Raw genomic sequence first — 22,903 nt, 5'->3', positions numbered from 1 at the left:
CGGGACCTGTTTCGGCGGCGGTACGAGCCTCGAGGCCGCGTGACCGGTCCCGCGCCACCGCCACCCAGGTCGAGTACGTCGCCACCCTCATCGCGCAGGGCCGTGTCCCCGACGCCGTCTCCGTCGCCCTGTCCGTGATCCGCGCACCCGGGGCCCCGCTCCGGCCTCGGTCAGCCGCGCGGTGCTCTTATGGCGACCGTCTGCGTGATCCGGGCGCAGAGCCGCCGCTCGCCGTCCTCGATGTCGCACTCCACGACCGCCGTGTCGCGTCCCACCCGCAGTACCCGGGCCTTCGCGTACGCGGTCCCCTCGCGTACGGGACGCAGGAAATGCGTGGTGGAGGTGGAGGTGGTGGTCGCGGGAACGGCGCCCGCGGGGCCGTTCAGCGCGGCGCACACCGCCGAGGCGACGTCGGCCACGCCCATCAGCGCCCCGCCGTGCAACCCGCCGCCCACGGTGGACAGTTCGGGCACGAGGTCGAGCTCGGCGTGCACGCCCTCGGACGACAGGGCGGTGAAACGTACGCCGAGGGTCCTGGCGTAGGGGGCCATGGCGTAGATGTCTTCGGCGGTGACGGTCACGAAGGGCTCCTTGGGGGAGGACGGGTGCAGGACCCGATGGTCCGTTCCGTTCCTTCAACTCCCTTGAACGGGTGAGGAGTTCCAGGAAGGGGAGGCGTGTGGGCGATCCGGCCGTACTCCGCGGGGGCGTGGCGCACGGCCGCGACGCACCGCCGGACGTGCGCGGAGCGGATGACCTGTGGGGTGACACCGGCGTCGTCGACCGGGCCCTGCCTGTACGGGACTTCCTCGCGGACTTCGCCCGGCGGCCACCCGGTCCCCGGCCACCCGCCCTCCGCGGACCCGCGCGGGAGGGGCGCACACCTGTTCCCTTCGGAGCGTTCGTGCCGGACCCTGGCCCTTGGGTGCTGCGGGCGCACCGCCCAAGGGCACGGCCGTGCGGCCGGGGACCGTGAACGAGGAGTGCGAGCGTGGGCGTACGAGGGCGGACGGCGGTCCTGGTGACCGGTGGGAGCGGCTTCGTCGGGAGCCATCTGGTCCGGCGGCTGCTGGAGCGGGGCCACACCGTCCACACCACCGTGCGCGGAACGGCGAGCGCGGAGAAGGTGCGGCCACTGACGGAGCTGCGGGACGCCTTTCCCGGACGGCTGGAGCTGTTCGAGGCGGACCTGCTGGCCGAGGGGTCCTTCGACGCGGCGATGAACGGCTGCGGCGTGGTCTTCCACGTGGCGTCACCGTTCCTGATGCCGGAGAGGATCAAGGACGGCCGCCGGGACATGGTCGACCCGGCCCTGCTCGGCACGCGCAACGTGCTGGCCGCGGTCGACCGGACGGCGACGGTCGAGAAGGTCGTCCTGACCTCCACGGTCGGCGCGGTCTTCGGTGACTACATCGACGTCCGGAGCATGGACGGCGGTGTCCTGTCGGAGAAGTACTTCAACACCACCAGCACCGTCGAGAACAACCCGTACCACTACGCGAAGACCCTCGCGGAGCGCGCGGCGTGGTCGGCGGAGGCGGCCCAGGACCGCTGGCGCCTGGTGTCCGTCAACCCCGGCCTGGTCCTGGGGCCGTCCCTCACCCGCGCGTCGGAGTCCGGCAGTCTGTTCCTGCTGGAGGAGCTGTTCAAGGGGTACTTCTTCTACGGGGCGCCCGACTTCAGCTTCACCACGGCGGACGTCCGCGAGGTGGCCGACGCGCACATCGCGGCGGCGGAGCGTCCGGACGCGCGGGGCCGGTACATCGTCGCGGCCGAGACGATGACCTCCTTCCACGACATGGCACGCGTCATCCGGAGCCGCTACCCCCGCGGCCTGCGGCTGCCCCGCACGGCGCTCCCGCACTGGCCGGTCCGCGTCCTGGGGCCGGCGTTCGGGCTGACCCAGGACTACATCCGCAAGCACCTCGGCATCCGGTTCCGGGTGGACAACAGCCGCAGCGTGCGGGAACTGGGGATCACCTATCGGCCCATCGAGGAGACGCTCCTCGATCACTACGAGACCTGGCGGCGGCAGCGAGGCGCCGCCGAGGGGAAGGAGAGGGCGCCCGTGCTCCGTCCGGGCGCGTCCTGATCGCGCGGGCCCCGGAACGCCGACGCCGCACGGAGTCCGACCGGACGGGCCTCACGTCCGGACGGCCGTTCACAGCGACCAGGTAGGCTTCCCGGCGGGCGCCCCGGGGAAACACGCCCCGGTGATCACGCGAAACGCGGTCGCCCCGGTCACGTACAGCCAAACGGAAGGCACCGGCGTTGCACGTCCAGGACTGGCTAGAGACGGTACCCGCGATCAGTGTCTACGCGATCGTGGGCCTGGTCATCGGCCTGGAGAGCCTGGGCATCCCGCTGCCCGGCGAGATCGTCCTGGTCTCGGCGGCGCTGCTCTCCTCGCAGCACGAGGGGATCAACCCGGTCATGGTCGGCGCGTGCGCGACGGTCGGGGCGATCGTCGGTGACTCCATCGGATACGCCATCGGCCGTAAGGGCGGACGCCCGATGCTCGCCTGGCTCGGCGGGAAGTTCCCCCGGCACTTCAGCGAGGGCCATGTCGCCACGGCCGAGCGTTCCTTCCAGAAGTGGGGCATGTGGGCCGTCTTCTTCGGACGCTTCATCGCCCTGCTGCGGATCTTCGCGGGCCCGCTCGCCGGTGTCCTGAAGATGCCGTACTGGAAGTTCCTGATCGCCAACGTGCTCGGTGGCATCGTCTGGGCCGGCGGCACCACCGCGGTCATCTACTACGTCGGTGTCGTCGCCGAGTCCTGGCTGAAGCGCTTCTCGTGGCTCGGCCTGGTCGCGGCGGTGCTCATCGGTCTCGCCTCGATGCTGATCGTGCGCCGCAAGGCGAAGAACGCCGCGGCGGAACCGGGTGCGGCGGAGCCGGAGCCCGTCCCCGCCGCGGAGTAGCGCGGCCGCGTCCCGGTCGCCGGGCGGAGCGGTCCTACTCGTGGATCTCGCGGTGCGCCTTCGCCAGCTCCCCGTAGAAGACCCCGTTCAGCGAGATGCCCTCACGCTCCTCGTCCGTCAGCGGACGCTTGACCTTGGCGGGGACCCCCGCGACGAGTGAGCCCGGCGGGACCCGCATCCCCTGGGGCACCAGGGCCTGCGCGGCCACCAGGGAGCCGGCCCCGATCACGGCGCCGTTGAGCACGGTGGCACCCATGCCGATCAGGCAGTCGTCCTCGACGGTCGCGCCGTGCACGACGGCGTTGTGGCCGATCGACACCCGTTCCCCGACGCTGAGGGGAAAACCGGGGTCCACGTGCAGCGTGCAGTTGTCCTGCACGTTGCTGCCCGCGCCGATGACGATCGGGCCGCCGTCCGCGCGCAGCACCGCGCCGTACCAGACGCTCGCGCCCGCGTGCAGCGTGACGTCTCCGATGACCACCGAGGTGGGCGCCGCGAACGCCTCCCGGTCCACCTGCGGATCCTTGCCGCCGATCCCCTTGATCAGCGCCTGCTGAGTCGTCACCGCTTCACCGTCTCGTCGTCTCGTTGGCTGGTCCCGCCGGTCACACGGCACCGTATGCCATCGCGTCGGCCCCCGGTGGGGTGAAGATCACAGCCGTGCGGCGCGTCCGCGCAGCCCGCTCTGAGTACCGTGAGCGGGTGCCCAGGAGCAAGAACACGTTCTCATCATGGCGGCGACGCCTCGTCCAGCGAATCGTCCACGCGGGCTGGGCCTGGGCGCAGCGCGCGGGTGCGGTGACGGCCGAAAGCCCGGGACGGTTCCGCTTCGGCGCCCTGGGGGAGAACAGCAGACTCGCCTTCCCGCTGGGCACGGTCTTCGGCGAACCCTGGATCGAGCTCGGCTCGTACTGCATCGTCGCCGAACAGGTGACCCTCACCGCGGGCCTGATGCCCGATCTCGACCTCGGCTCCGAGCCGATCCTGCGCATCGGCGACGGTGTCGTGCTCGGCCGCGGCAGCCATGTCATCGCCGACACGACGGTCACCATCGGCAGCGACTGCTACTTCGGCCCCTATGTCTACGTGACGTCCACGAACCACTCGTACGACGATCCGCACGAGCCCATCGGCAAGCAGTGGCCGCGGATGGAGCCGGTGGAGATCGGGCCGGGCTGCTGGATCGGGACCAACGCGGTGATCCTGCCGGGCGCGCGGATCGGGCGGAACGTCGTGGTCGCGGCCGGTGCCGTGGTGCGCGGGACGGTGCCGGACCACTCCGTCGTGGCGGGTGCCCCCGCGCGTGTCGTCCGGCGCTGGGACCCCGTGGCCGGATGGCAGCCGCCGCTGCGCACCCCGCCGCCGGTGCCGATTCCCGACGGGGTGACCCCGGCGCAGTTGCTGGCGCTGTCGGAGCTGGACGAGGAGACCGTCGCGCGGCTCGCGGAGCTGGACCTCGGTCCTCGGCACGCCTCCGAGGACGTACGCCCGCAGCCCGCCGACGTCCGCGCCGACTCCTGAGACCGGGCGGCTCGCGCCGAATCCTCGGAGCAGGGCCGGTCCGGGCGGAGTGCTCGGCCCGCGGGGTGACCGGCGGGCCGAGCGGCACGAACAGGCCGGCAGGCCCGCCGGGCCTTCCGGACCCTGACCGTCCGGGGCGGACCCCCGCCCCCGGGCGGGACGGCGACGCGTTCCGAGGCCGGGGGCCGGCCGCGCCCCGCCCCTGGTCCGGGGCCGGCGCGAACGAGGCGTCGAGTCGGGCTCAGCCTGTCGCCAGGAGGACCGTGCCGACCAGTGCCAGCCCCGCTCCGGCGGCCTGCACCGCGCGCAGTCGCTCCCTGAGGAGCCCGCGCGCGGCCAGGGCCGTGACCACCGGGTAGAGCGAGGCGAGGACGGCGGCGACCGTGACCGGGCCGTGCTGGGCGGCCACCGAGTAGGTGCCGTTGGCCGCCACGTCGGCGAGACCCACGAAGGCCAGTGCCGGCAGCGAGGCCCACGGGAAGCCGCTCTCGGGAAGGGCGGGCGCACCCCGCCTGACGGCGACGGCCAGGGCCGTGCCCCCGGTGACGACATTGGTCACGCGCTGCACGAACAGGGCCAGGAAGAGCCCGGTGACCGATGACGACGCCTCCGCGATCAGCACGAACACCGTGCCGAAGCCGGCCGCCGCGACCAGCGTCAGCAGGATCGCCTGCCGCTGCACCGGAGCGCCCCGCAGCTGGGGTCCGCCCGCGAGGACGACGCCCGCCACGGCGACCGCGATGCCCGCGACCTGGAGCAGCCCGGGACGCTCCCCGAGGAACAGGCCGACCCCGATGGGGACGACGACGGCCAGCGACCCGAGCGGGGAGACCACGCCCATCGGCCCGAGGGCGAGCGCCTTGTAGAAGGAGAGCAGCGCGATCGGGCCGACGAGTCCCGCGGCCACCGCGAACCACAACTGCGGCCCGGCCGTGCTCCAGCCGCCGGTGGCCACCACGATCGCGCCGAGGACCGCCGCCGCGATCGCCTGGGAGACGACGACGACCGTGAGGGCCGGTGTGCGCCGGGTCAGCAGACCTCCGCCGAAGTCGGCCAGGCCCCACAGGAGGCTGGTGGCCAGGGCGAAGAGTGCTGTCACGGGGTGCCTCGCAGTACAGTTCGGTGAACGATCAGGTGCACCACACGATAGTTCATCTGGTTGGACTCTGTCATTCAAAATATTGGACGGAATGTGTCGGATCTCGACCTGCTGACTCAATCCCTGGCGCGCAACGTCAAGCGCTGGCGCACCGAGCGTGGTTTCACCCTGGAAGCGCTCGCCGCTCGCGCCGGAGTCAGCCGCGGCATGCTCATCCAGATCGAGCAGGCCAGGACCAACCCCAGCCTGGGCACCGTCGTGAAGATCGGGGACGCGCTCGGCGTCAGCATCACCACCCTCCTCGACTACGAGCAGGGGCCCAAGGTCCGGATCGTCCCCGCCGACCAGGCCGTACGCCTGTGGCACACCGAGGCGGGCAGCTACAACCGGCTGCTGGCCGGCACCGAGGCGCCCGGCCCGCTGGAGATGTGGGACTGGCGGCTCATGCCCGGCGAGGGCAGTCCCTCCGACCCGCACCCGGCCGGCACCGTCGAACTCGTGCACGTCATCGCGGGTGAGCTGACCCTCACCGTCGACGGTGTCGAGCACCGTGTCCCCGAGGGGGCGAGCGCGTCCTTCGAGGCCAACACCCCCCACACGTACGCCAACCAGGGCGAGGTCCCGGTCGCGATGGTCATGGCCGTGTCGGTCCCGCTCGTCCACTGACGGCCCCGGGCCGACGCGGTCCGCGCGGCTGTTAGCGTGCCGCCATGCGCGCACCCATCGGACACTTCGACCACGCGGTCCCGGCCCCCGACTGCCTGGACGAACTCACCCGCCCCGTCGCCGACGCCGTGCGCGAGTGGCGCGGGAGCACACCCGCCGGACAGATCGTCTACGTCGACACGGATCCCGAGTGGGCCGACACCGCCACCTTCGTGGAGCACTACGGCAAGGACCTGCTCGACAGCTCCGCCAACTGCGTCGTCGTCGCGGGCAGGCGCGGTGGCGAGACCACGCTGGCCGCGTGCCTCGTCCTGTCCACCACCCGGGTCGACGTCAACGGGGTCGTGCGACGCCAACTGGGCGCCCGGAAAGCCTCGTTCGCGCCGATGGATACCGCGACCGGTGAGACCGGCATGGAGTACGGCGGCATCACACCCCTCGGACTCCCCGACGGCTGGCCGGTGTTGGTGGACCCGGCCGTCGTCCAGCTGCCGTACGTGCTCGTGGGCAGTGGCCGCCGGCGCGGCAAACTCCTGGTGCCGGGCACGGCGTTCGCGGAACTGCCGAACGCGGTGGTGCTGGAGGGACTGGGGATCGCCTGACGCCCTAGTTCCGGATGCCGCACGCCCACGGCCTGTGCTCCAGGGCCCCCTTTTCCGGTGGGCCCGGGCCGGGCACGGTGCCGCTCGCCGGGCGTCCTGAGCACCGAGGAGGACACGCCCCGGCGACACTCACGGGCGTCGGAGTCGCCGGGCGGGTGAGCTCGCGCACCACCGGAGCGGGTGGAGGCGGGCCCGCCCACGACGGCTGTCGTCAGCGCGCGGTCGCTCGGGCCGTCGAGGGCGCCACGTGGTCGTCGCCCTCCTCGCCCTCCTCCAGCAGGTTCGCCGCCGCGCCCACGATGCTCGGGTCCGGGCTGCCGACGACGTCCTCGTCCTTGTCGGCGTAGGCGAACCGGGCCAGGACACTGCGCATGGCCTCGACGCGGGCCCGCTTCTTGTCGTTGCTCTTCACCACCGTCCAGGGCGCCTGTCCGGTGTCCGTCTCGCGGAACATGGCGACCTTGGCCGCCGTGTACTGGTCCCACAGGTCCAGCGAGGCCAGGTCCATGGGGCTCAGCTTCCACTGCCGGACCGGATCGACCTGACGGATGGTGAAGCGGGTGCGCTGTTCGCTCTGGGAGACCGAGAACCAGAACTTGACCAGGTCCACACCGTCATCGACGAGCATCCGCTCGAAGGCCGGCGCCTGCCGCATGAAGCGGCGGTACTCGTCGTCGCTGCAGAAGCCCATCACCCGCTCCACGCCCGCCCGGTTGTACCAGGACCGGTCGAACATCACTATCTCGCCCTCGGTCGGCAGGTGCTCCACGTACCGCTGGAAGTACCACTGCCCGCGTTCCCGCTCGGTCGGCTTCTCCAGCGCCACCACGCGGGCGCCCCGGGGGTTGAGGTGTTCGGTGAAGCGCTTGATCGTGCCGCCCTTGCCGGCCGCGTCGCGTCCCTCGAACAGGATGACGAGCCGCCGGCCGGTCTCCTTGATCCAGCTCTGCAGCTTCAGCAGCTCGATCTGCTGGAGCCGCTTGTGCCACTCGTACTCCTTGCGTTCCATGCGCTCCGGGTACGGGTAGTTCTCCCGCCAGGTGTCCACCGGGCTGCCGTCCGCCCGGATCAGTACCGGGTCGTCGTGGTCCGTGTAGTCGACCTGCATCCCGACCAGCAGTTCCGTCATCCGGCCCTCCTCTTCCCGTGCTCCGATTGTCCGCCGGTCAGCGCTTTTCCGCCGGGTCGGCGGAACCGCGGAACGATCGGATGGATGCCGTGCGCCACCACGGCCACGCAGTCCAGATGCATGTCCGGATCCCTCTCCGTCCCCCGATGGAAGCAACCGGAGGCGTACGCGCGGAGAACCGGAGGCGAATCCCGCGCGTGACGGAGTGGAGGGGACGTGCGGGGTGGGGGCGGATCGGGCGGTGCCGTGACGGGCCGGGCCCGGGCGACCGGTCAAACCGGTTGCCCGTGGAGCGAGTCGCTGAAGAGGATGACGGGCATGCCGATCTTCGCAGCACCCGACGGGACCCCGCTCGCCCATCACACGAGGGGCGACGGCAGGCCGCTGCTCTGCCTGCCCGGCGGTCCGATGCGCGCCTCCGCCTACCTGGGCGATCTCGGCGGGCTGACGCGGCACCGCCGGTTGCACCTGCTCGATCTGCGGGGCACCGGCGAATCGGCGGTCCCGGCCGACCCGGCGACGTACCGCTGCGACCGGCAGGTCGACGACGTCGAGGCGTTCCGCGCGCACCTCGGGCTCGACCGGGTCGATCTGCTCGCCCACTCGGCGGGCGGCGATCTCGCCCTCCTCTACGGGGTCCGTCATCCGGAGCGCGTCCGCTCGCTCACCCTGGTCACCGGGCGGGCGCGGGCCCTCGGGGTCGACTTCACGGCGGAGCACCGCGCCGAGGGAGCGGCGCTCCGCACGGCGGAACCGTGGTTCGCCGGTGCGCGCGAGGCGTACGGGCGGATCTGGGCCGGCACCGCGACCGACGCCGACTACGAGGCGGCGACCCCGTTCTTCTACGGCCGCTGGGACGCGGCGGCGCGAGCCCACGCGGCGGCCGAGGTCGGTCAGTCGAACGAGGCGGCCGCCGAGTCGTACGCCGCCCCCGGTGCCTTCCGGCCCGCCGCCGCCCGGGCGGCCGTGGCCGTCTGGGGCGCGCGCGTCCTGCTCGTCTCCGGCGCGCTGGACAGCGGACCGCTGCCGCGCGTCGCCGCCGCCGTCGCTGACCTCTTCCCGAGGGCCGAACAGGCCGTCCTGCCGGGCGCCGGCCACTTCCCGTGGCTCGACGACCCGAAGGGCTTCCGGGAGACGGTCGCGGACTTCCTCGACGACGCGGGCCCCCGGGACGGGGTGGCGTGACGCCCGTGGGATCCCGGTGCCCGGCGCCGTACGGCGCCGGTCCGGAAGGCTTCGGCGGCGGCCCCGGCCGCCCGGCTCAGGCCAGTCGCAGGTCGACCCATTCGACGGTCCCGCCCGGCAGGACGTAGCGCTCGATCTCCACGAAGCCGTGCCGCTCGGCGAAGCGCAGCCCGTCCTCGTTGGCCGCGAGGACGACCGTCTCGATCACCTCGGCGCCCGAGGCACGGGCCTGCTCCAGACCGCGCGCGTACAGCTCCGCGCCGAAGCCGCGCCCGCGGAACGGGGCGAGCACGCGGGCGATGACGGTCGCCGTCGCGGTGTCGCCGGCGGGCGGCCGGACGGTCGTGCAGCCCACCAGGACGTCGTCCAGGTAGGCGACCTCCAGGCGGTTGCGCCGGACCCGTTCGCGCACGTCGTCGAGCGACATGGCGGCGGGCGGGACGATCACGTTGTGGACGTACCGCCAGTCCGCGAGACGGGCCTCGTCGTCGGGGGTTTCGATGCGAAGGAGGGACACCGCAGCAGGAAACCGGGGCAGCGGCCCGGCGTCAACAGGATTCCGGACGGAACCCGCCGCCGGGCGGCCCCGCGGCGGGTTCCCCGGGACGTACCGCGGCCGGCCGGCGGGTTCAGCCGAGCCGGGGGATCTCGATGGCGGGGCAACGGTCCATCACCATGGCGAGCCCGGCGGCGCGCGCCCGCTCGTACGCGGCCTCGTCGATGACGTCGAGCTGGAACCAGAGCCCCTTCGCCCCGATGGCGACGGCCTCGTCCGCGACCGGTCCCGCGAGGCCGCTGTTGACGAAGACGTCGACGACATCGACGTCGAAGGGGATGTCCGCGAGCGACGCGTACCCCTTCTCCCCGTGGACGGTCTCCGCCTTCGGGTGCACCGGCACGATCCGCTTGCCGTAGCGCTGGAGGACGTCGGCGACACCGTGCGCCGGGCGGCGCACGTTCGACGAGAGTCCGACGATCGCCCAGGTGTCGCCGAGTTCGGTGAGGATCTTGCGGATCGTTGCCTGGTCGCCGTACACGGTCGGCCTCCCTGTGGTCCCTGTCGTGATGGCTGATCAGACACCACAACAGCGTGCGTCACCCGCTGATTCCCGGCGGTCCGGCGTTCGGGACCGCCCAGGTCGCCGCACGGTTCGCCGACGCGGGCACAGGTGTGGGCGCAGGCGTGGGCTCCCGGCAGGGCGCCGGGACTTTTCTACGGTGCGGGGAGCCCACGGGGGACCGCCGGGCGCGGGCGACTGTCCGGAACGGTCCCCTCCTCCCCGCAGTGGGGCGTCGGCCCGCCTAGGCTCACCTCGTGCTCCGTATCCTCGACGCCCGCACGGGCGAAACCGTCGACGCCGCCCGCGCCCGCCGCGGCCTGGTCCGTGTCCACGCGCAGGTGCCCGGGTCCGGCCCCACAGGTCTGCGGGTGCTCCTCGTCGCGGACGTCCTGGTGCGGGCCCTGGAGATCGGCGGCAGTCCCGTCTGGGCGACCCTGACCTCGGCGGCCGACCCGGCCGATCCCGGGGACGGCGCGCGTCTGCGGGCGAGCGCCGCGGACCTCGGCATCCGGCCCTTCGAGGACCACCGTGACCCGGGTCCGGGATCGGCCGCGTCGCAGGCCGTCGACATCGTGGTGTCCGGGGCCGCCGCGACGGACGGCGTCCAGGTCGCGGTGGCGCCCGTCGAAACCGGCGGAGCCTGCGGCACCGGTGTTGCGCCCGCTCCCGCGGATCCCACGGTGCTGCGTCTGGCACTGCTCGCGCCAGGCAGGGACCGGCCCCTGCGTCTCGACGCGGCCGCCCTGGACGAGGCCGAGGACACCCTCCGGCGCTGGCGCGCCGCCGTCGCCGGGTGGGCCACCCGACCGTCCAAGCCGGTGCCCGAGGACGTGCGCCGACGGCTGCGCGCCGCCTGGGAGGACGACCTGGACGTGCCCGGTGTGCTGGACGTACTGCGCGGGGTGGAGAACTCGGACATCGCGGAGGGCGCCCGCTTCGAGACCTACGCCTACGCCGACCGGCTGCTCGGCCTCGAACTCACCCGCCAGATCGGGGCTTCGCTGTGACCGGGCGGGCCCCCGCCGGTCCGAGGCGGACGCTGATCGTGATGCGGCACGCCAAGTCGGCCTGGCCCGATCACGTACCCGATCACGACCGGCCGCTCGCGCCGCGCGGCCGCCGCGACGCCCCCGCCGCCGGACGTGTCATGGCGGAGGCCGACCTGCTGCCGGACCTCGCGCTGTGCTCCACCGCCGTACGCGCCCGGGACACCTGGGAGTTGGCCGCCGATCAGTGGGGTACCCCGCCGCCCGTCCGGTTCGACGCGCGCCTGTACGCCGCGGACGTAACCGAGTTGCTGGAAGCCGTGCGCGAAGTACCGGAACGCGTGAGGACGTTGCTTCTCGTCGGGCACAACCCGGGGCTGGAGGAACTGGTCCTCGAACTGGCCGGCGACGGTCTCGACGACACCCTCGACCTGATGCGTGCCAAGTTTCCGACCTCGGCCGTCGCGGTCCTGGTCTGGCACGGTGACTCCTGGCACGAACTCGTTCCCGGCGCGGCGCTGTTGACGGACATGGTCGTGCCGAGGGGCAAGAAGGAGTGAATCCCGGCCCCCCATGAACCCGGGGCCGGCACGGGCTCGGATTCGGGTTCGGGTTCGGGTACGGGCGCGATCGGGACCGGGTCGGCCAGGGCGGGGGCCGGGCGGGGGCGCGTCGACCCGAGCGGGGCAGAGCCGCGTCGGCCCATGGAGGGCCGCGTCGGGACGGTCCGGGGTGGGCGGTCCGGAGGCCACGGTGCTCCACGGGTGACCCAGGGGCGGTGCCCGGTCGGCGACCGGGCGCGGAGGGGGTGTGACCTGCGTCGTTCGCGGAAGAGGGGCGCGGGCCCGCTGTCGGCGACGCCCGCGCGCAGCGCATACGCTGGCGTGATGCAGGACGAGTACCGCACAGTGGCCCACGCGGGCGTGCACGAGACCGAGGTCAACCGCTCCCGTTTCCTGTGCGCCCTCGCCCCGGCCGCCACCGAGCGGGAGGCCCAGGACTTCATCGCCGCCGTCCGCAGGGAGCACGCGGACGCCACGCACAACTGCTTCGCGTACGTCGTCGGAGCCGACGCCGCCGTCCAGCGGGCGAGCGACGACGGTGAACCGGGCGGCACGGCAGGCGTCCCGATGCTCCAGATGCTGCTGCGGCGCGACATGCGGTACGTCGTCGCCGTCGTCACCCGCTACTACGGCGGGGTCAAGCTGGGCGCCGGCGGGCTGATCAGAGCGTACGGCGGCTCGGTGGGCGAGGCGCTGGACGCGCTGGGCACCGTCACCCGCCGCCGGTTCCGGCTGGCCACCGTGACCGTCGACCATCAGCGGGCCGGCAAGGTGCAGAACGATCTCCGGTCCACCGGGCGCGAGGTACGTGATGTGCGTTACGGCGAGGCGGTCACCCTCGAGATCGGGCTGCCGGACGCCGATGTGGAGGCCTTCCGCGCGTGGTTGGCCGACGCGACCGCGGGGACGGCCGGGTTCGAGCTGGGCGGAGAGGCCTACGGAGACGCATGACGAAGCTGGATGAAATAAGGCAAAGTGTGTCAACTCCCGCGCAGGTCATGACGGGCCGATACGGGAGTAACCGCCCGTGATGTCAGACCCGGCCGTTACCCTTCGGGGATCATGAGGCTCCTGCACACTTCCGACTGGCATCTCGGCCGGGCGTTCCACCGGGTGAACATGCTCGGCGCCCAGGCCGACTTCATCGGCCACCTCGTCACGACCGCGCGCGAGCGCGAGGTGGACGCGGTGGTCGTCTCGGGAGACGTGTACGACCGTGCCGTCCCGCCGCTGGCCGCCGTGCAGCTCTTCGACGACGCCCTGCACCGGCTGGCGGACCTCGGCGTGCCCACGGTGATGATCTCCGGGAACCACGACTCCGCGCGCCGACTGGGTGTCGGCGCCGGACTCATCGGGCGCGCGGGCATCCATCTGCGGACCGACCCGACGGCGTGCGGCACCCCGGTGGTGCTGGCCGACGCCCACGGCGACGTCGCCTTCTACGGCCTGCCCTATCTCGAACCCGCCCTGGTGAAGGACGAGTTCGCGGTGGACCGGGCGGGTCACGAGGCCGTGCTCGGTGCCGCGATGGACCGGGTCCGCGCCGACCTCGGCACCCGCGCGCCCGGAACACGCTCGGTGGTCCTCGCGCACGCCTTCGTCACCGGCGGCGAGGTCAGCGACAGCGAGCGCGACATCACCGTCGGCGGTGTCGCCTCCGTGCCCGCCGGAGTCTTCGACGGCGTCGACTACACCGCGCTCGGCCACCTGCACGGCAGCCAGGTCATCGCCGAGCGCGTGCGCTACTCGGGCTCCCCGTTGCCGTACTCGTTCTCGGAGGCCGGCCACCGCAAGACCATGTGGCTCGTGGACCTCGGCGCCGACGGCTCCCTGGCCGCCGAGCGGATCGACTGTCCGGTGCCCCGCCCGCTCGCCCGGGTCCGCGGACACCTGGAGGACCTGCTCGCCGCCCCGGAGCTGGAGCGTCACACCGGAGCCTGGGTCGAGGCGACCCTCACCGATCCGGTGCGGCCCGCGGACCCCATGGCGCGGCTGGAAGAGCGCTTCCCGCACACTCTGAGCCTCGTCTTCGACCCCGAACGCTCCCCGCGGGACCCGGACGTCTCGTACGCGCGCCGGCTGGCGGGCCGCAGCGAACAGCAGATCGCCGAGGACTTCGTGGCCCATGTGCGCGGTGTGGGCCCCGACGCCCGTGAACAGGCCGTGCTCCGGGACGCGTTCGACGCCGTCCGCGCCGACGAGACCGTACGGGAGGTCGCCCGGTGACCTCCCGTACGCCGCACCCGCAGAGGGCCGCCCGCCCGGAGAGCGAGAGGACCCGATGAGGCTGCACCGCCTGGACATCACCGCCTTCGGCCCCTTCGGCGGCGCCCAGCGGGTCGACTTCGACGAGCTGTCCTCCGCCGGGATCTTCCTGCTGCACGGACCGACCGGGGCGGGCAAGACGTCCGTCCTCGACGCCGTCTGCTACGCGCTGTACGGCGCGGTTCCCGGCGCCCGGCAGAGCGGGCAGGGCCTCGGTCTGCGCAGCGACCACGCGGCACTCGCCGACCGCACCGAGATCCGCCTCGAACTCACCGTCGCCGGACGTCGGCTGGAGGTCACCCGGCAGCCGCCCTTCGAGCGCGCCAAGAAGGGCAGGCGGTCGGGTACGACCGTCGACAAGGCCCAGACGTGGTTGCGCGAGTACGACGCGACCGCCGGCTCCTGGAAGGACCTCAGCCGCTCGCATCAGGAGATCGGCGAGGAGATCACCCAGCTCCTCGGCATGAGCCGCGAGCAGTTCTGCCAGGTGGTGCTGTTGCCCCAGGGCGACTTCGCGCGCTTCCTGCGGGCCGACGCCGAGGCCCGCGGCAAGCTGCTCGGCCGGCTCTTCGACACCCGTCGTTTCGCCGAGGTCGAGAAGAGCCTCGCCGAGCGGAAGCGCGCGGCCGAGGCCGAAGTGCGCGCCGGGGATGCCACGTTGCTGGCGGACGCGCACCGGATGGACCAGGAGGCCGGCCCCGCCGCCGAGGCGCCGCTGCCCGACCTCGCGCCCGGCGATCCGGGCCTCGCCGAGTCCGTGCTCGGCTGGGCCGCGCTGGCCCGCAGCAGCGCACGCGAACGACTCGCCATCGCCCACTGCGCGCGAGGGACCGCCGAATCGGCGCGGGCCGCGGCCGACCGCGAGCTCGACGACGTACGCGAAGTGGACCGGTTGCAGCGCCGGTTCACCGAGGCACGCGAGCGCGCCGCACGTCTGGAGGAGCGCGCCGACGCCCACCGCGACGCCCAGGCGCGGATGGAGCGCGCCCGCAAGGCCGAGGCGGTGGCCCCCGCCCTCGAACTGCGCGACGCCGCCGACGCCGAGCACCGGCGGGCCGCCGTCGAGGAGACCCAGGCCTGCGCCGCCCTGCCGGAGGAGTTCGCCGGCGCCGGAGCGCCCGTACTCGCCGCCGCCGCGCGCAAGGCGGCCGAGGAGCTGGGAGGCCTGGAGTCGGCACGCCGGGCCGAACGGCGCCTCGCCGCACTCGGGACGGAGCGGGACTCCCTGGACCGCCAGGAGCGCGCCGACGAGGACCTGCTCCAGGACGCCGAGAGCTGGCTGGCCGGCTGGGAGAGCACCCGTGCCGGCGTCGAGTCGAGCATCGAGTCCGCGCAGGAGGCGGCGGCGCGCGCCGAACAGCTGGCCGTCCGGCGTGAGCCCGCGCTCAGACGGCTCGACGCGGCGCGTCTGCGCGACGAGCTGGCCCGGGACACCGAGAGGGCCCACGAGGTGGGTCTCACCGCGCGCGAACAGGCCATGGCGGCCCAGGCGCACTGGCTGGAGCTGAAGGAACAGCGCCTCGCGGGCATCGCCGCCGAACTGGCCGCCGGGCTGGTGGACGGCGAGTCCTGCGCCGTGTGCGGCGCCACCGAACACCCCGCGCCCGCCCGGAAGGTCGCCGGTCACGTCGACCGGGAGACGGAGGAGCGGGCCCTCGCCGCCCACCGGCGCGCCGACGAGGCGCGCGCCGAGGCCGACCGGCGGCTCGGCGTCGTACGCGAGGCGCTGGCCGCCGCCACCGCCGAGGCGGGTGACACACCGACCGGGCAACTCGCTGAACAAGCCGAGGGGTTGGAGCGGCAGCACGCCGAGGCCCGGGAGTCGGCCTCCGGGCTGCACGCCGCGCGCGAGGCCCGCGAGCGGGCGGAGCGCGAACACGAGCGGCGGCTCACCGCCCAGCAGGAGGCCGCCCGCCGGGTCGCCTCACGTGCCTCGCTCAGGGATGCACTCGACCGTGAGAAGGCTTCGCTGGAAGAGGAGTTGGAGCAGGCGCGCGGCGCCGCGGGCAGTGTGTCCGGGCGGGCCGCGCAGTTGGAGCGGCGCGTCGCCCTGCTCACCGAGGCCGCGGACCGCGTCCGAACGGCCGAGGACACCGCGCGGCGCCTCAAGAAGGCCGACGCGCGGCTCGCCGACGCGGCCTTCCGCGCCGGGTTCGAGACCCCGGCGGCCGCGGCGGCCGCGCTGCTCGACGACACGGCCCACCGAGATCTCCAACGGCAGCTCGACGCCTGGCAGTCGGAGGAGTCCGCGGTCCGCGTCGTCCTGGCCGAGGCCGACACCGTGGCCGCGGCCGGACGGCCGCCCGCCGATCTGCCGGCCGCCGAGCAGAAGGCGGAGTCCGCCGCCCGCCGTCTGCGGGACACCGCCTCGGCGCGGGACGCGGCGGCCGGGCGTTGCGCGGCGCTGGACACGCTCTCCGCCCGCGCCACCGCGGGAGTCCTCCGGCTCGCCCCACTGCGCGAGGAGTACGACCGCGTGGCCCGGCTGGCCGGTCTGGCGGCCGGCACCTCGGCCGACAACGAACGCAGGATGCGCCTGGAGTCGTACGTCCTCGCCGCCCGGCTCGAGCAGGTCGCGGCCGCCGCGACCGTCCGTCTCCAGCGGATGTCCTCGGGGCGGTACACCCTCGTGCACTCCGCCGACCGGGCGGGCCGTGGCCGCAGCGGCCTCGGACTGCACGTCGTGGACGCCTGGACCGGACGGGAGCGCGACACGGCGACCCTCTCCGGCGGGGAGACCTTCTTCGCCTCCCTCGCGCTGGCGCTCGGCCTCGCGGACGTGGTCACCGACGAGGCCGGCGGGGTGCGGCTGGACACGCTCTTCATCGACGAGGGCTTCGGCAGCCTCGACGACCAGACCCTCGACGAGGTGCTGGACGTCCTCGACTCGCTCCGGGAACGGGACCGGAGCGTCGGCATCGTCAGCCATGTCGCCGACCTGCGGCGCCGCATCCACGCCCAGCTCGAGGTGGTCAAGGGGAGAACGGGATCGGTCGTGCGGCAACGGGGTGCGCAGGCGTAACCGGAGGTCTCAGGGGCCGGGGGCTGCGGGCCCGAGGGGCTCAGCGGCCGACGGGTCGGCGTGGCAGGGGCGAGGAGTAGACGACGCTCGTCGTCACCGAGCCCAGCGTGCCGATCTTGCCCGAGACCGACTCCAGATGGCTCATCGAGCGTGCCGCGACCTTGATGACGAAGCAGTCGTCGCCCGTGACGTGGTGCGCCTCCAGGATCTCGGGCGTCGTCTCGACGAGGTCGTGGAACGGCTTGTAGTTGCCGTTCGGATACCTGAGGCGGACGAACGCCAGGATCGGAAGTCCGAGACTCTCGGGGTCGACGACGGCCGCGTACCCCTGGATGACGCCCGCCTCCTCCAGGCGGCGCACCCGCTCGGTGACCGCGCTCGCGGACATGGAGACGGCCCGGGCCAGCTCGGCGAAGCTGGACCGGCCCTCACGCTGGAGGACGTCGAGGATGAGCCAGTCGGTGGCGTCCGGGGAATACGCGGTCATCCGTGATGGATACCAGGTGAATCCCCGGCCGATCAACAGTGACGCCGTGGATCGTCACTTCAGGACCGGGACCGGCGCACGTAGATTTCTGGTCAGGAAGTCCCGCGAGATCGGTGCGGAAGAGGCACCGCGTGGCAACGGCGGCACGGGTACGCCGGGACTCCGGAGAAAGGGCCGACCATGACGAAGACTGCCGACGCCACCACGACCGGCACGGTGACCATGTCCGTGTCACCCACGTCCGTGTCACCCACCGCCAGGGAGGCCGCTGCCACGGGGAGCACCGCCGCGGGGGTCGCCGTGACGGGGGACAGGAGCCCAGAGGAGACGGGTACGAAGGGCACGGCCACCGGATTCGCCGCGCCCAGCGGTTCGGCGGGCACGGTGGCCGGGCCCGCGAGTGGTTCCGGGCCGGCCGTGAACCCCGTTCTGCGGGTGGCACCCGCCTCCCCGGCTGCGGCCGCCGCCTACTTCGGCGCGAGCCTGACGTTCCACGCGGACGTGTCCGACGTGGCCGCGGGCCTCGCCGCCGACGAGGGCCCCGGGTTCGTCGTCCTCGACTCCCGTTCCGCCCAGTCGTGGGACCAGGGGCACATCCCCGGCGCGGTCCACCTGCCGACGGCGCTCATCGCCGAGCAGGCCGAGCGGCTCCTGGACAAGTCGGTGCCGGTCGTCACCTATTGCTGGGGACCGGGCTGCAACGGCGCCACCCGGGCGGCCCTCGCCCTCGCCGAACTCGGCTTCCAGGTCAAGGAGATGCTCGGCGGCTTCGAGTACTGGGCGCGCGAGGGCTTCGAGTTCGAGACCTGGCAGGGGCGTGAGCGGCGTGCCGCGGACCCGCTCACGGCACCGGTGGACGCGGAGGACTGTGGCTGCTGACGTCCGGTCAGGGACCCGGCGCCGCCGACCCGGGAACCCGCGCCTCCCGCCGGGGCACGGGGCGGATTTCCGGGGGGCCTGCCGTACAGGGGCGGACGTGGGCCGTGGGACTTCTGCGCATGGCCGGATACGCGGACCCCGGCGCGGTCCAGTGGGTGGAGTCGGGCGGCGGACCGCTCATGGTGATCCCGGAGGTGGTGCTCCCGTTCTGGGCGGGAGCCGACGGCGACGACCTGTCCAGCGACTACGACCGGGCTTGTGACGTCGACGGGTTCATCGCACTCCTGCCCGTCGGCGACACCAGGGCCCTGGTCCTCGGTGACGGACCCGCCCCGACCGCCTGCCTCCCCTAACCCGGCACCTTCGTGCGCTGGTGCGCCGCCGACTCGGAGGACGAACTGCTCCGGGTGGTCCCCGCGGCCCTGGCGGCCGCCGTGGGGGAACCGGAGGTGCCGTGGAAGGTGCCCGGCCCCGTCGTCCTGTTCGACGCCGCCTGGCCGGGCACCGCCTGCGAGCACGGCGACCACCTGAGGGTGGACCTGGAACCGGGCCGGTACGAGGTCCGCGCGGCCCGGGTCGAACCAGGACCCGAAACCTGGGTGGGCCTCGCACTACTGCGGCGCCAGGCGCACTGACCAAGGGCCCGGAGCCGGGGCCCCGCGCGGCGGTCGGCGAGCCGGGACGGCTCGCCGCGGCCGCGCGGGGACGGTCAGAGCCGGGACAGCTCGTCCACCAGGTCGTCCAGGCCCAGCGAGCCCTGGGACAGGGCGGCCATGTGCCAGGCCTTCGCGTCGAAGGCGTCACCGTGGCGCTTCCTCGCGTTCTCCCGGCCCAGCAGCCAGGCGCGTTCGCCGAGCTTGTACCCGATGGCCTGCCCGGGCATCGTCAGATAGCGGGTCAGCTCGCTCTCCACGAAGTCGGCCGGGCGGCTGCTGTGCGCGCCGAAGAACTCCTGCGCCAGATCCGGGGTCCAGCGCTCGCCCGGGTGGAACGGCGAGTCGGCCGGAATCTCCAGTTCCAGATGCATGCCGATGTCGACGACGACCCGGGCGGCCCGCATCATCTGCGCGTCCAGGTAACCCAGCCGCTGCTCCGCGTCCGTGAGGAAGCCGAGCTCGTCCATCAGCCGCTCCGCGTACAGCGCCCAGCCCTCGCAGTTGGCGCTGACCATGCCCACGGTGGCCTGGTAGCGGGACAGGTCGTCGACGACGTACGCCCACTGCGCGAGCTGGAGGTGATGGCCGGGAACCCCCTCGTGGTACCAGGTCGAGACGAGATCGTAGACGGGGAAGCGGGTCTGCCCCATCGTGGGCAGCCAGGTGCGGCCCGGCCGCGAGAAGTCCTGCGACGGGGCGGTGTAGTAGGGGGCCGCCGCACCGCCGGGCGGCGCGATGCGGGACTCCACCTTCCGTACCGGCTCGGCGAGTTCGAAGTGCGTGCCGTCCAGGGCCGCGATCGCCTCGTCCATCAGTCCCTGGAGCCAGCTCCGGACCTCGTCGACGCCTTCGATGTGCCGGCCGTGCTCGTCGAGGTGAGCGAGCGCCACCCAGGGGGTCGCGGCGCCGGGCAGCACCTTCTCGGCCTCGGTCCTCATCTCCCCGAGCAGACGGTGGTACTCGGCCCAGCCGTACGCGTAGGCCTCGTCGAGGTCGAGATCCGTGCCGTTGAAGTGGCGCGACAACCGGGCGTACCGCTCGGGGCCCACCGTGTCCGGGGCGCCCGCGATCGTGGGCGCGTACACCTCGCGCATCCAGTCCCGCAGGGCGAGCAGAGCCGCCGTCGCGCCGCGCGCCGCCGTGTCCAGGTCCACGCGCGCCGCGTCCGGGCCCGCCGAGACGAAGTCCTCGAACCAGCCGCGCCCCCGCCCGTCCGTGTCCGACCACTCGGTCAGCTGCTCGATGAAGGTCGCGGTCGGGCGCGGGCCCGCGTACAGCTTGCGGTCGAGCCCGAGGGCCAGGGACTCCTGGTAGCCCGCGAGCGCGCCCGGCACCGCGCGCAGCCGCTCGGCGACCGCGGCCCAGTCCTCGTCGGTGTCCGTCGGCGTCAGGGTGAAGACCTCCCGGACACTGTGCACCACCGTGTGCAGATTCCCGACGGACCGCAGGCCCTCGCCCGCCTCGTGGACCGCGAGCGAGGCGGTGAGCCGTTCACGCAGGAGCCGGGCACAGCGGCGCTCGATGTCGCGGTCCGCGCCGGGCCGCCGTTCCGCCTCGTCCAGCCGCGCGAGCGTCACCCGAGCCAGCTCGGCCACGGCCTCCTGGCCGGCGGGTGAGGTGTCGGGGAGCCTGCTGTGGCTCTCCTTCACCCCGAGGTAGGTGCCGAGGACCGGGTCGAGGGCGGTGAGCTCGTCGACGTACGCGTCGGCGACCTCGCGGGGCAACGGGTTCTTCGTCTGCGACATGCGCACATCCTCGTACGGGGACGGGCGCCCCGTCAGTACGGCCGACCGTGCTTTCCCCGGGTCAGCCTGATTTCGTCGGGGGCGACGAGCCCGGAGCCGCCGGCGGCAGCAGGGGACCGCAGTCCCACTGCTGGAAGATCAACCGGGTCTCGACCCGGGCCACTTCACGCTGCGACGTGAACTCGTCGAGCACCAGGCGCTGCAGATCCGTCATGTCCGCGACCGCGACATGGACGAGGTAGTCGTCGGGACCGGTCAGATGGAAGACGGTGCGGGACTCCGGCAGCACTCGGATCCGGTCCACGAAGGGCCCCACCAGCTCCCTGCGGTGCGGCCGGACCTGCACGGACAGCAGCGCCTCCAGGCCCCTTCCGAGCTTCGCCGGGTCCAGCCGCAGCTGGTGCCCGAGGATCACCCCGGCCCGCCGCAGTCGCGTGACCCGGTCCAGACAGGTGGAGGGCGCGACCCCGACCTGTGCGGCGAGATCGCGGTACGTCGTCCGGGCGTCGTTCTGCAACAGCCGCAACAGATGAAGATCCACCGGATCGAGTACGACAGAATCGGCCATGGCGCGAACGTAACACGGGATGTGCCGCCCGAACCCCGTCCGGTGTTCAGGCTTCGCCGCATGGACTCCGTTGTGTACGACACCCACGGCGCGTACGACGCGCAGGACGACCTGAACGGGAACGGCCAGGTCCTGACGGCTCCCAGGGCCCGGGCCCTCGCCACCGAAGCCGTGCACGCCGGCCGGGAGGACCTGGCGGCCCTGGGGCTGCACGCCGCCCCGATCGACCTGTCGACCACCTACCCCTCGTACGACAGCCGGGGCGAGGCCGCCCGGATCGACGCCTTCGCGGCGGAGGGCGCCGAACCCGAGGGCCCGCCCGTCTACGCCCGCCTCGGCAACCCGACCGTCGCCCGCTTCGAGACCGCCCTCGCGCGTCTCGAAGGCACCGAGAGCGCGGTCGCCTTCGCCAGCGGCATGGCCGCCCTGAGCGCCGTCCTCCTCGTACGCAACGCGATGGGCCTGCGCCATGTCGTCGCCGTCCGTCCCCTGTACGGCTGCAGCGACCACCTCCTGACGGCCGGGCTGCTCGGCACCGAGGTCACCTGGGTCGACCCGGCCGGGATCGCGGACGCGCTGCGGCCCGACACGGGTCTCGTGATGGTCGAGTCCCCGGCCAACCCGACCCTCGCCGAGCTCGACCTGCGGGCCGTGGCGCACGCCTGCGGATCCGTCCCCCTCCTCGCCGACAACACCTTCGCCACGCCGGTGCTGCAGCGCCCGGCCGAGCAGGGCGCGCGGCTGATCCTGCACAGCGCCACCAAGTACCTGGGCGGACACGGGGACGTGATGGCCGGCGTGGTCGCGTGCGACGAGGAGTTCGCCCGCGGGCTGCGCCAGGTGCGGTTCGCGACGGGCGGTGTCCTGCACCCGCTGGCCGGCTACCTGCTGCTGCGCGGCCTGTCGACCCTGCCGGTCCGGGTGCGGGCCGCGTCCTCGAACGCCGCGGAACTCGCCCGCCGGCTCGCCGCCGATCCGCGCGTGGCCCGCGTCCACTATCCGCGCATCGGCGGTGCCATGATCGCCTTCGAGGTCCACGGCGACCCGCACGACGTCATCGCCGGAGTACGGCTGATCACCCCCGCCGTGAGCCTCGGCAGCGTCGACAGCCTCATCCAGCACCCGGCCTCCATAAGCCACCGCATAGTGCCCTCGGAGGACCGCCGCGACGCGGGCGTCAGCGACCGCCTGCTGCGCCTGTCGGTGGGCCTGGAGGACGTGGACGACCTGTGGTCCGACCTGGACGACGCGCTGGGGTGCACGAGCGGGGCCTGAGAGTCCCGGGCGAGCGGCCGGGGGGCCGGGCGCGCGGGGCACTCGACGATGCCCGGTGGTGGCGGTCCCCTCGGGGCGCCCGGTGGTCTCCCGCCGGGCAGGTCCGCTCGTGGTGCGGTGGCGTACTGCCGGGCCGGGCGGTCCCGGGCTGTGCGGACCCCGGGGGTCGGGTGATCCCCGGGGCGGCGGTGGGGGAGCTGTCCGGCACCCCCACCGCGGGATGTGTCCGCCGGAGTGCCGCCGCCCGGCGTTCCCGCGCCGGACGGAGCGGA

At 73.4% G+C, this 22,903-nt stretch carries 22 protein-coding genes and 1 pseudogene; 14 read left to right on the top strand and 9 right to left on the bottom strand.

The features are described from left to right. Positions 1–170 precede the first annotated feature (170 nt). Positions 171–581, bottom strand: a complete 411-nt coding sequence (locus ACFYW7_RS29540) for a PaaI family thioesterase (protein ID WP_389507830.1) — start codon at positions 579–581, stop codon at positions 171–173. A gap of 410 nt (positions 582–991) precedes the next feature. Here ACFYW7_RS29540 and ACFYW7_RS29535 point away from each other — a divergent pair, with 410 nt between their 5' ends. Continuing rightward, positions 992–2,092, top strand: a complete 1,101-nt coding sequence (locus ACFYW7_RS29535; RefSeq protein ID WP_389507827.1) for an NAD-dependent epimerase/dehydratase family protein — start codon at positions 992–994, stop codon at positions 2,090–2,092. Positions 2,093–2,271: 179 nt separating this feature from the next. After that, positions 2,272–2,922, top strand: coding sequence for a DedA family protein (locus tag ACFYW7_RS29530; protein WP_389507825.1), 651 nt, complete (start codon positions 2,272–2,274; stop codon positions 2,920–2,922). Between the two features lie 34 nt (positions 2,923–2,956). Here ACFYW7_RS29530 and ACFYW7_RS29525 read toward each other — a convergent pair whose 3' ends face one another. Then, positions 2,957–3,487: a gamma carbonic anhydrase family protein gene (locus ACFYW7_RS29525; protein WP_389507823.1), complete on the bottom strand. Its 531-nt coding sequence runs from the start codon at positions 3,485–3,487 to the stop codon at positions 2,957–2,959. 137 nt (positions 3,488–3,624) lie between these two features. Here ACFYW7_RS29525 and ACFYW7_RS29520 point away from each other — a divergent pair, with 137 nt between their 5' ends. Beyond that, complete coding sequence (locus ACFYW7_RS29520) at positions 3,625–4,443, top strand: acyltransferase (protein ID WP_389507821.1); 819 nt, start codon at positions 3,625–3,627, stop codon at positions 4,441–4,443. A 241-nt stretch (positions 4,444–4,684) separates the two neighbouring features. Here the strand turns inward: ACFYW7_RS29520 and ACFYW7_RS29515 are convergent, their stop codons facing one another. After that, positions 4,685–5,542, bottom strand: a complete 858-nt coding sequence (locus ACFYW7_RS29515; protein ID WP_389507819.1) for an EamA family transporter — start codon at positions 5,540–5,542, stop codon at positions 4,685–4,687. 93 nt (positions 5,543–5,635) lie between these two features. Between ACFYW7_RS29515 and ACFYW7_RS29510 the strand changes: the two genes are divergently transcribed. Together ACFYW7_RS29510 and ACFYW7_RS29505 are read left to right on the top strand one after the other, a co-directional pair. Continuing rightward, on the top strand, positions 5,636–6,208 hold the full coding sequence (locus tag ACFYW7_RS29510; protein ID WP_389507817.1) for a helix-turn-helix domain-containing protein: 573 nt from the start codon (positions 5,636–5,638) through the stop codon (positions 6,206–6,208). A gap of 44 nt (positions 6,209–6,252) precedes the next feature. After that, positions 6,253–6,810 (top strand): YbaK/EbsC family protein, encoded by a 558-nt coding sequence (locus ACFYW7_RS29505; protein ID WP_389507815.1) that lies wholly within the window; start codon positions 6,253–6,255, stop codon positions 6,808–6,810. Between the two features lie 211 nt (positions 6,811–7,021). Here the strand turns inward: ACFYW7_RS29505 and ppk2 are convergent, their stop codons facing one another. Beyond that, positions 7,022–7,939: a polyphosphate kinase 2 gene (ppk2, locus tag ACFYW7_RS29500; protein ID WP_389507813.1), complete on the bottom strand. Its 918-nt coding sequence runs from the start codon at positions 7,937–7,939 to the stop codon at positions 7,022–7,024. A gap of 318 nt (positions 7,940–8,257) precedes the next feature. On the opposite strand from ppk2, the gene ACFYW7_RS29495 reads away from it, so the two are divergent. Then, the gene (locus tag ACFYW7_RS29495) at positions 8,258–9,124 is read left to right on the top strand and encodes an alpha/beta fold hydrolase (protein WP_389507811.1); all 867 of its coding nucleotides are present in this window, start codon (positions 8,258–8,260) and stop codon (positions 9,122–9,124) included. 76 nt (positions 9,125–9,200) lie between these two features. Here ACFYW7_RS29495 and ACFYW7_RS29490 read toward each other — a convergent pair whose 3' ends face one another. Then, entirely contained in the window at positions 9,201–9,641 is a 441-nt protein-coding gene (locus tag ACFYW7_RS29490) for a GNAT family N-acetyltransferase (protein ID WP_389507809.1), read from the bottom strand. A gap of 112 nt (positions 9,642–9,753) precedes the next feature. After that, the gene (locus ACFYW7_RS29485; RefSeq protein ID WP_389507807.1) at positions 9,754–10,161 is read right to left on the bottom strand and encodes a CoA-binding protein; all 408 of its coding nucleotides are present in this window, start codon (positions 10,159–10,161) and stop codon (positions 9,754–9,756) included. Between the two features lie 278 nt (positions 10,162–10,439). On the opposite strand from ACFYW7_RS29485, the gene ACFYW7_RS29480 reads away from it, so the two are divergent. The 5 genes from ACFYW7_RS29480 to ACFYW7_RS29460 all read left to right on the top strand — a co-directional run bounded on the left by ACFYW7_RS29480 (position 10,440) and on the right by ACFYW7_RS29460 (position 17,021). Further along, a complete protein-coding gene (locus ACFYW7_RS29480; RefSeq protein WP_389507805.1) occupies positions 10,440–11,192 on the top strand; it encodes a hypothetical protein in 753 nt (250 codons plus the stop codon). 41 nt (positions 11,193–11,233) lie between these two features. After that, the gene (locus tag ACFYW7_RS29475; RefSeq protein WP_389507803.1) at positions 11,234–11,731 is read left to right on the top strand and encodes a SixA phosphatase family protein; all 498 of its coding nucleotides are present in this window, start codon (positions 11,234–11,236) and stop codon (positions 11,729–11,731) included. Between the two features lie 327 nt (positions 11,732–12,058). Then, positions 12,059–12,685 carry a YigZ family protein gene (locus ACFYW7_RS29470; protein WP_389507801.1) on the top strand — a complete coding sequence of 209 codons (627 nt, stop codon included), beginning with the start codon at positions 12,059–12,061 and terminating at the stop codon, positions 12,683–12,685. Between the two features lie 111 nt (positions 12,686–12,796). Then, positions 12,797–13,960: an exonuclease SbcCD subunit D gene (locus ACFYW7_RS29465; RefSeq protein ID WP_389507799.1), complete on the top strand. Its 1,164-nt coding sequence runs from the start codon at positions 12,797–12,799 to the stop codon at positions 13,958–13,960. 55 nt (positions 13,961–14,015) lie between these two features. After that, positions 14,016–17,021, top strand: a complete 3,006-nt coding sequence (locus ACFYW7_RS29460; RefSeq protein WP_389507797.1) for an AAA family ATPase — start codon at positions 14,016–14,018, stop codon at positions 17,019–17,021. A 40-nt stretch (positions 17,022–17,061) separates the two neighbouring features. Here ACFYW7_RS29460 and ACFYW7_RS29455 read toward each other — a convergent pair whose 3' ends face one another. Further along, positions 17,062–17,508, bottom strand: a complete 447-nt coding sequence (locus ACFYW7_RS29455) for an Lrp/AsnC family transcriptional regulator (RefSeq protein WP_389507795.1) — start codon at positions 17,506–17,508, stop codon at positions 17,062–17,064. Positions 17,509–17,892: 384 nt separating this feature from the next. On the opposite strand from ACFYW7_RS29455, the gene ACFYW7_RS29450 reads away from it, so the two are divergent. Together ACFYW7_RS29450 and ACFYW7_RS29445 are read left to right on the top strand one after the other, a co-directional pair. Further along, positions 17,893–18,387: a rhodanese-like domain-containing protein gene (locus ACFYW7_RS29450; protein ID WP_389507989.1), complete on the top strand. Its 495-nt coding sequence runs from the start codon at positions 17,893–17,895 to the stop codon at positions 18,385–18,387. A gap of 119 nt (positions 18,388–18,506) precedes the next feature. Beyond that, a pseudogene (locus ACFYW7_RS29445) lies at positions 18,507–19,022 on the top strand (Imm21 family immunity protein). A 74-nt stretch (positions 19,023–19,096) separates the two neighbouring features. On the opposite strand, the gene ACFYW7_RS29440 reads toward ACFYW7_RS29445, so the two are convergent. Continuing rightward, on the bottom strand, positions 19,097–20,788 hold the full coding sequence (locus ACFYW7_RS29440) for a DUF885 domain-containing protein (RefSeq protein WP_389507793.1): 1,692 nt from the start codon (positions 20,786–20,788) through the stop codon (positions 19,097–19,099). 61 nt (positions 20,789–20,849) lie between these two features. Next, a complete protein-coding gene (locus ACFYW7_RS29435) occupies positions 20,850–21,356 on the bottom strand; it encodes an Lrp/AsnC family transcriptional regulator (protein ID WP_389507791.1) in 507 nt (168 codons plus the stop codon). 60 nt (positions 21,357–21,416) lie between these two features. Here ACFYW7_RS29435 and ACFYW7_RS29430 point away from each other — a divergent pair, with 60 nt between their 5' ends. After that, positions 21,417–22,631 carry a trans-sulfuration enzyme family protein gene (locus tag ACFYW7_RS29430; protein ID WP_389507789.1) on the top strand — a complete coding sequence of 405 codons (1,215 nt, stop codon included), beginning with the start codon at positions 21,417–21,419 and terminating at the stop codon, positions 22,629–22,631. Positions 22,632–22,903: the final 272 nt, after the last annotated feature.

The organism is Streptomyces sp. NPDC002580, from assembly GCF_042889485.1.
Taxonomy (GTDB): Bacteria; Actinomycetota; Actinomycetes; order Streptomycetales; family Streptomycetaceae; genus Streptomyces.
Note: the sequence above shows the minus strand (reverse complement) of the source record. Positions and strands in the feature narration are given on the sequence as shown.

What these genes read in the sequence shown, in the direction of transcription:
- ACFYW7_RS29460 (WP_389507797.1), top strand. Translation starts at nt 14,016, where the DNA reads ATGAGGCTGCACCGCCTGGACATCACCGCCTTCGGCCCCTTCGGCGGC.
- ACFYW7_RS29505 (WP_389507815.1), top strand. Translation starts at nt 6,253, where the DNA reads ATGCGCGCACCCATCGGACACTTCGACCACGCGGTCCCGGCCCCCGAC.
- ACFYW7_RS29475 (WP_389507803.1), top strand. Translation starts at nt 11,234, where the DNA reads ATGCGGCACGCCAAGTCGGCCTGGCCCGATCACGTACCCGATCACGAC.
- ACFYW7_RS29440 (WP_389507793.1), bottom strand. Translation starts at nt 20,788, where the DNA reads ATGTCGCAGACGAAGAACCCGTTGCCCCGCGAGGTCGCCGACGCGTAC.
- ppk2 (WP_389507813.1), bottom strand. Translation starts at nt 7,939, where the DNA reads ATGACGGAACTGCTGGTCGGGATGCAGGTCGACTACACGGACCACGAC.
- ACFYW7_RS29435 (WP_389507791.1), bottom strand. Translation starts at nt 21,356, where the DNA reads ATGGCCGATTCTGTCGTACTCGATCCGGTGGATCTTCATCTGTTGCGG.
- ACFYW7_RS29455 (WP_389507795.1), bottom strand. Translation starts at nt 17,508, where the DNA reads ATGACCGCGTATTCCCCGGACGCCACCGACTGGCTCATCCTCGACGTC.
- ACFYW7_RS29495 (WP_389507811.1), top strand. Translation starts at nt 8,258, where the DNA reads ATGCCGATCTTCGCAGCACCCGACGGGACCCCGCTCGCCCATCACACG.
- ACFYW7_RS29465 (WP_389507799.1), top strand. Translation starts at nt 12,797, where the DNA reads ATGAGGCTCCTGCACACTTCCGACTGGCATCTCGGCCGGGCGTTCCAC.
- ACFYW7_RS29470 (WP_389507801.1), top strand. Translation starts at nt 12,059, where the DNA reads ATGCAGGACGAGTACCGCACAGTGGCCCACGCGGGCGTGCACGAGACC.
- ACFYW7_RS29430 (WP_389507789.1), top strand. Translation starts at nt 21,417, where the DNA reads ATGGACTCCGTTGTGTACGACACCCACGGCGCGTACGACGCGCAGGAC.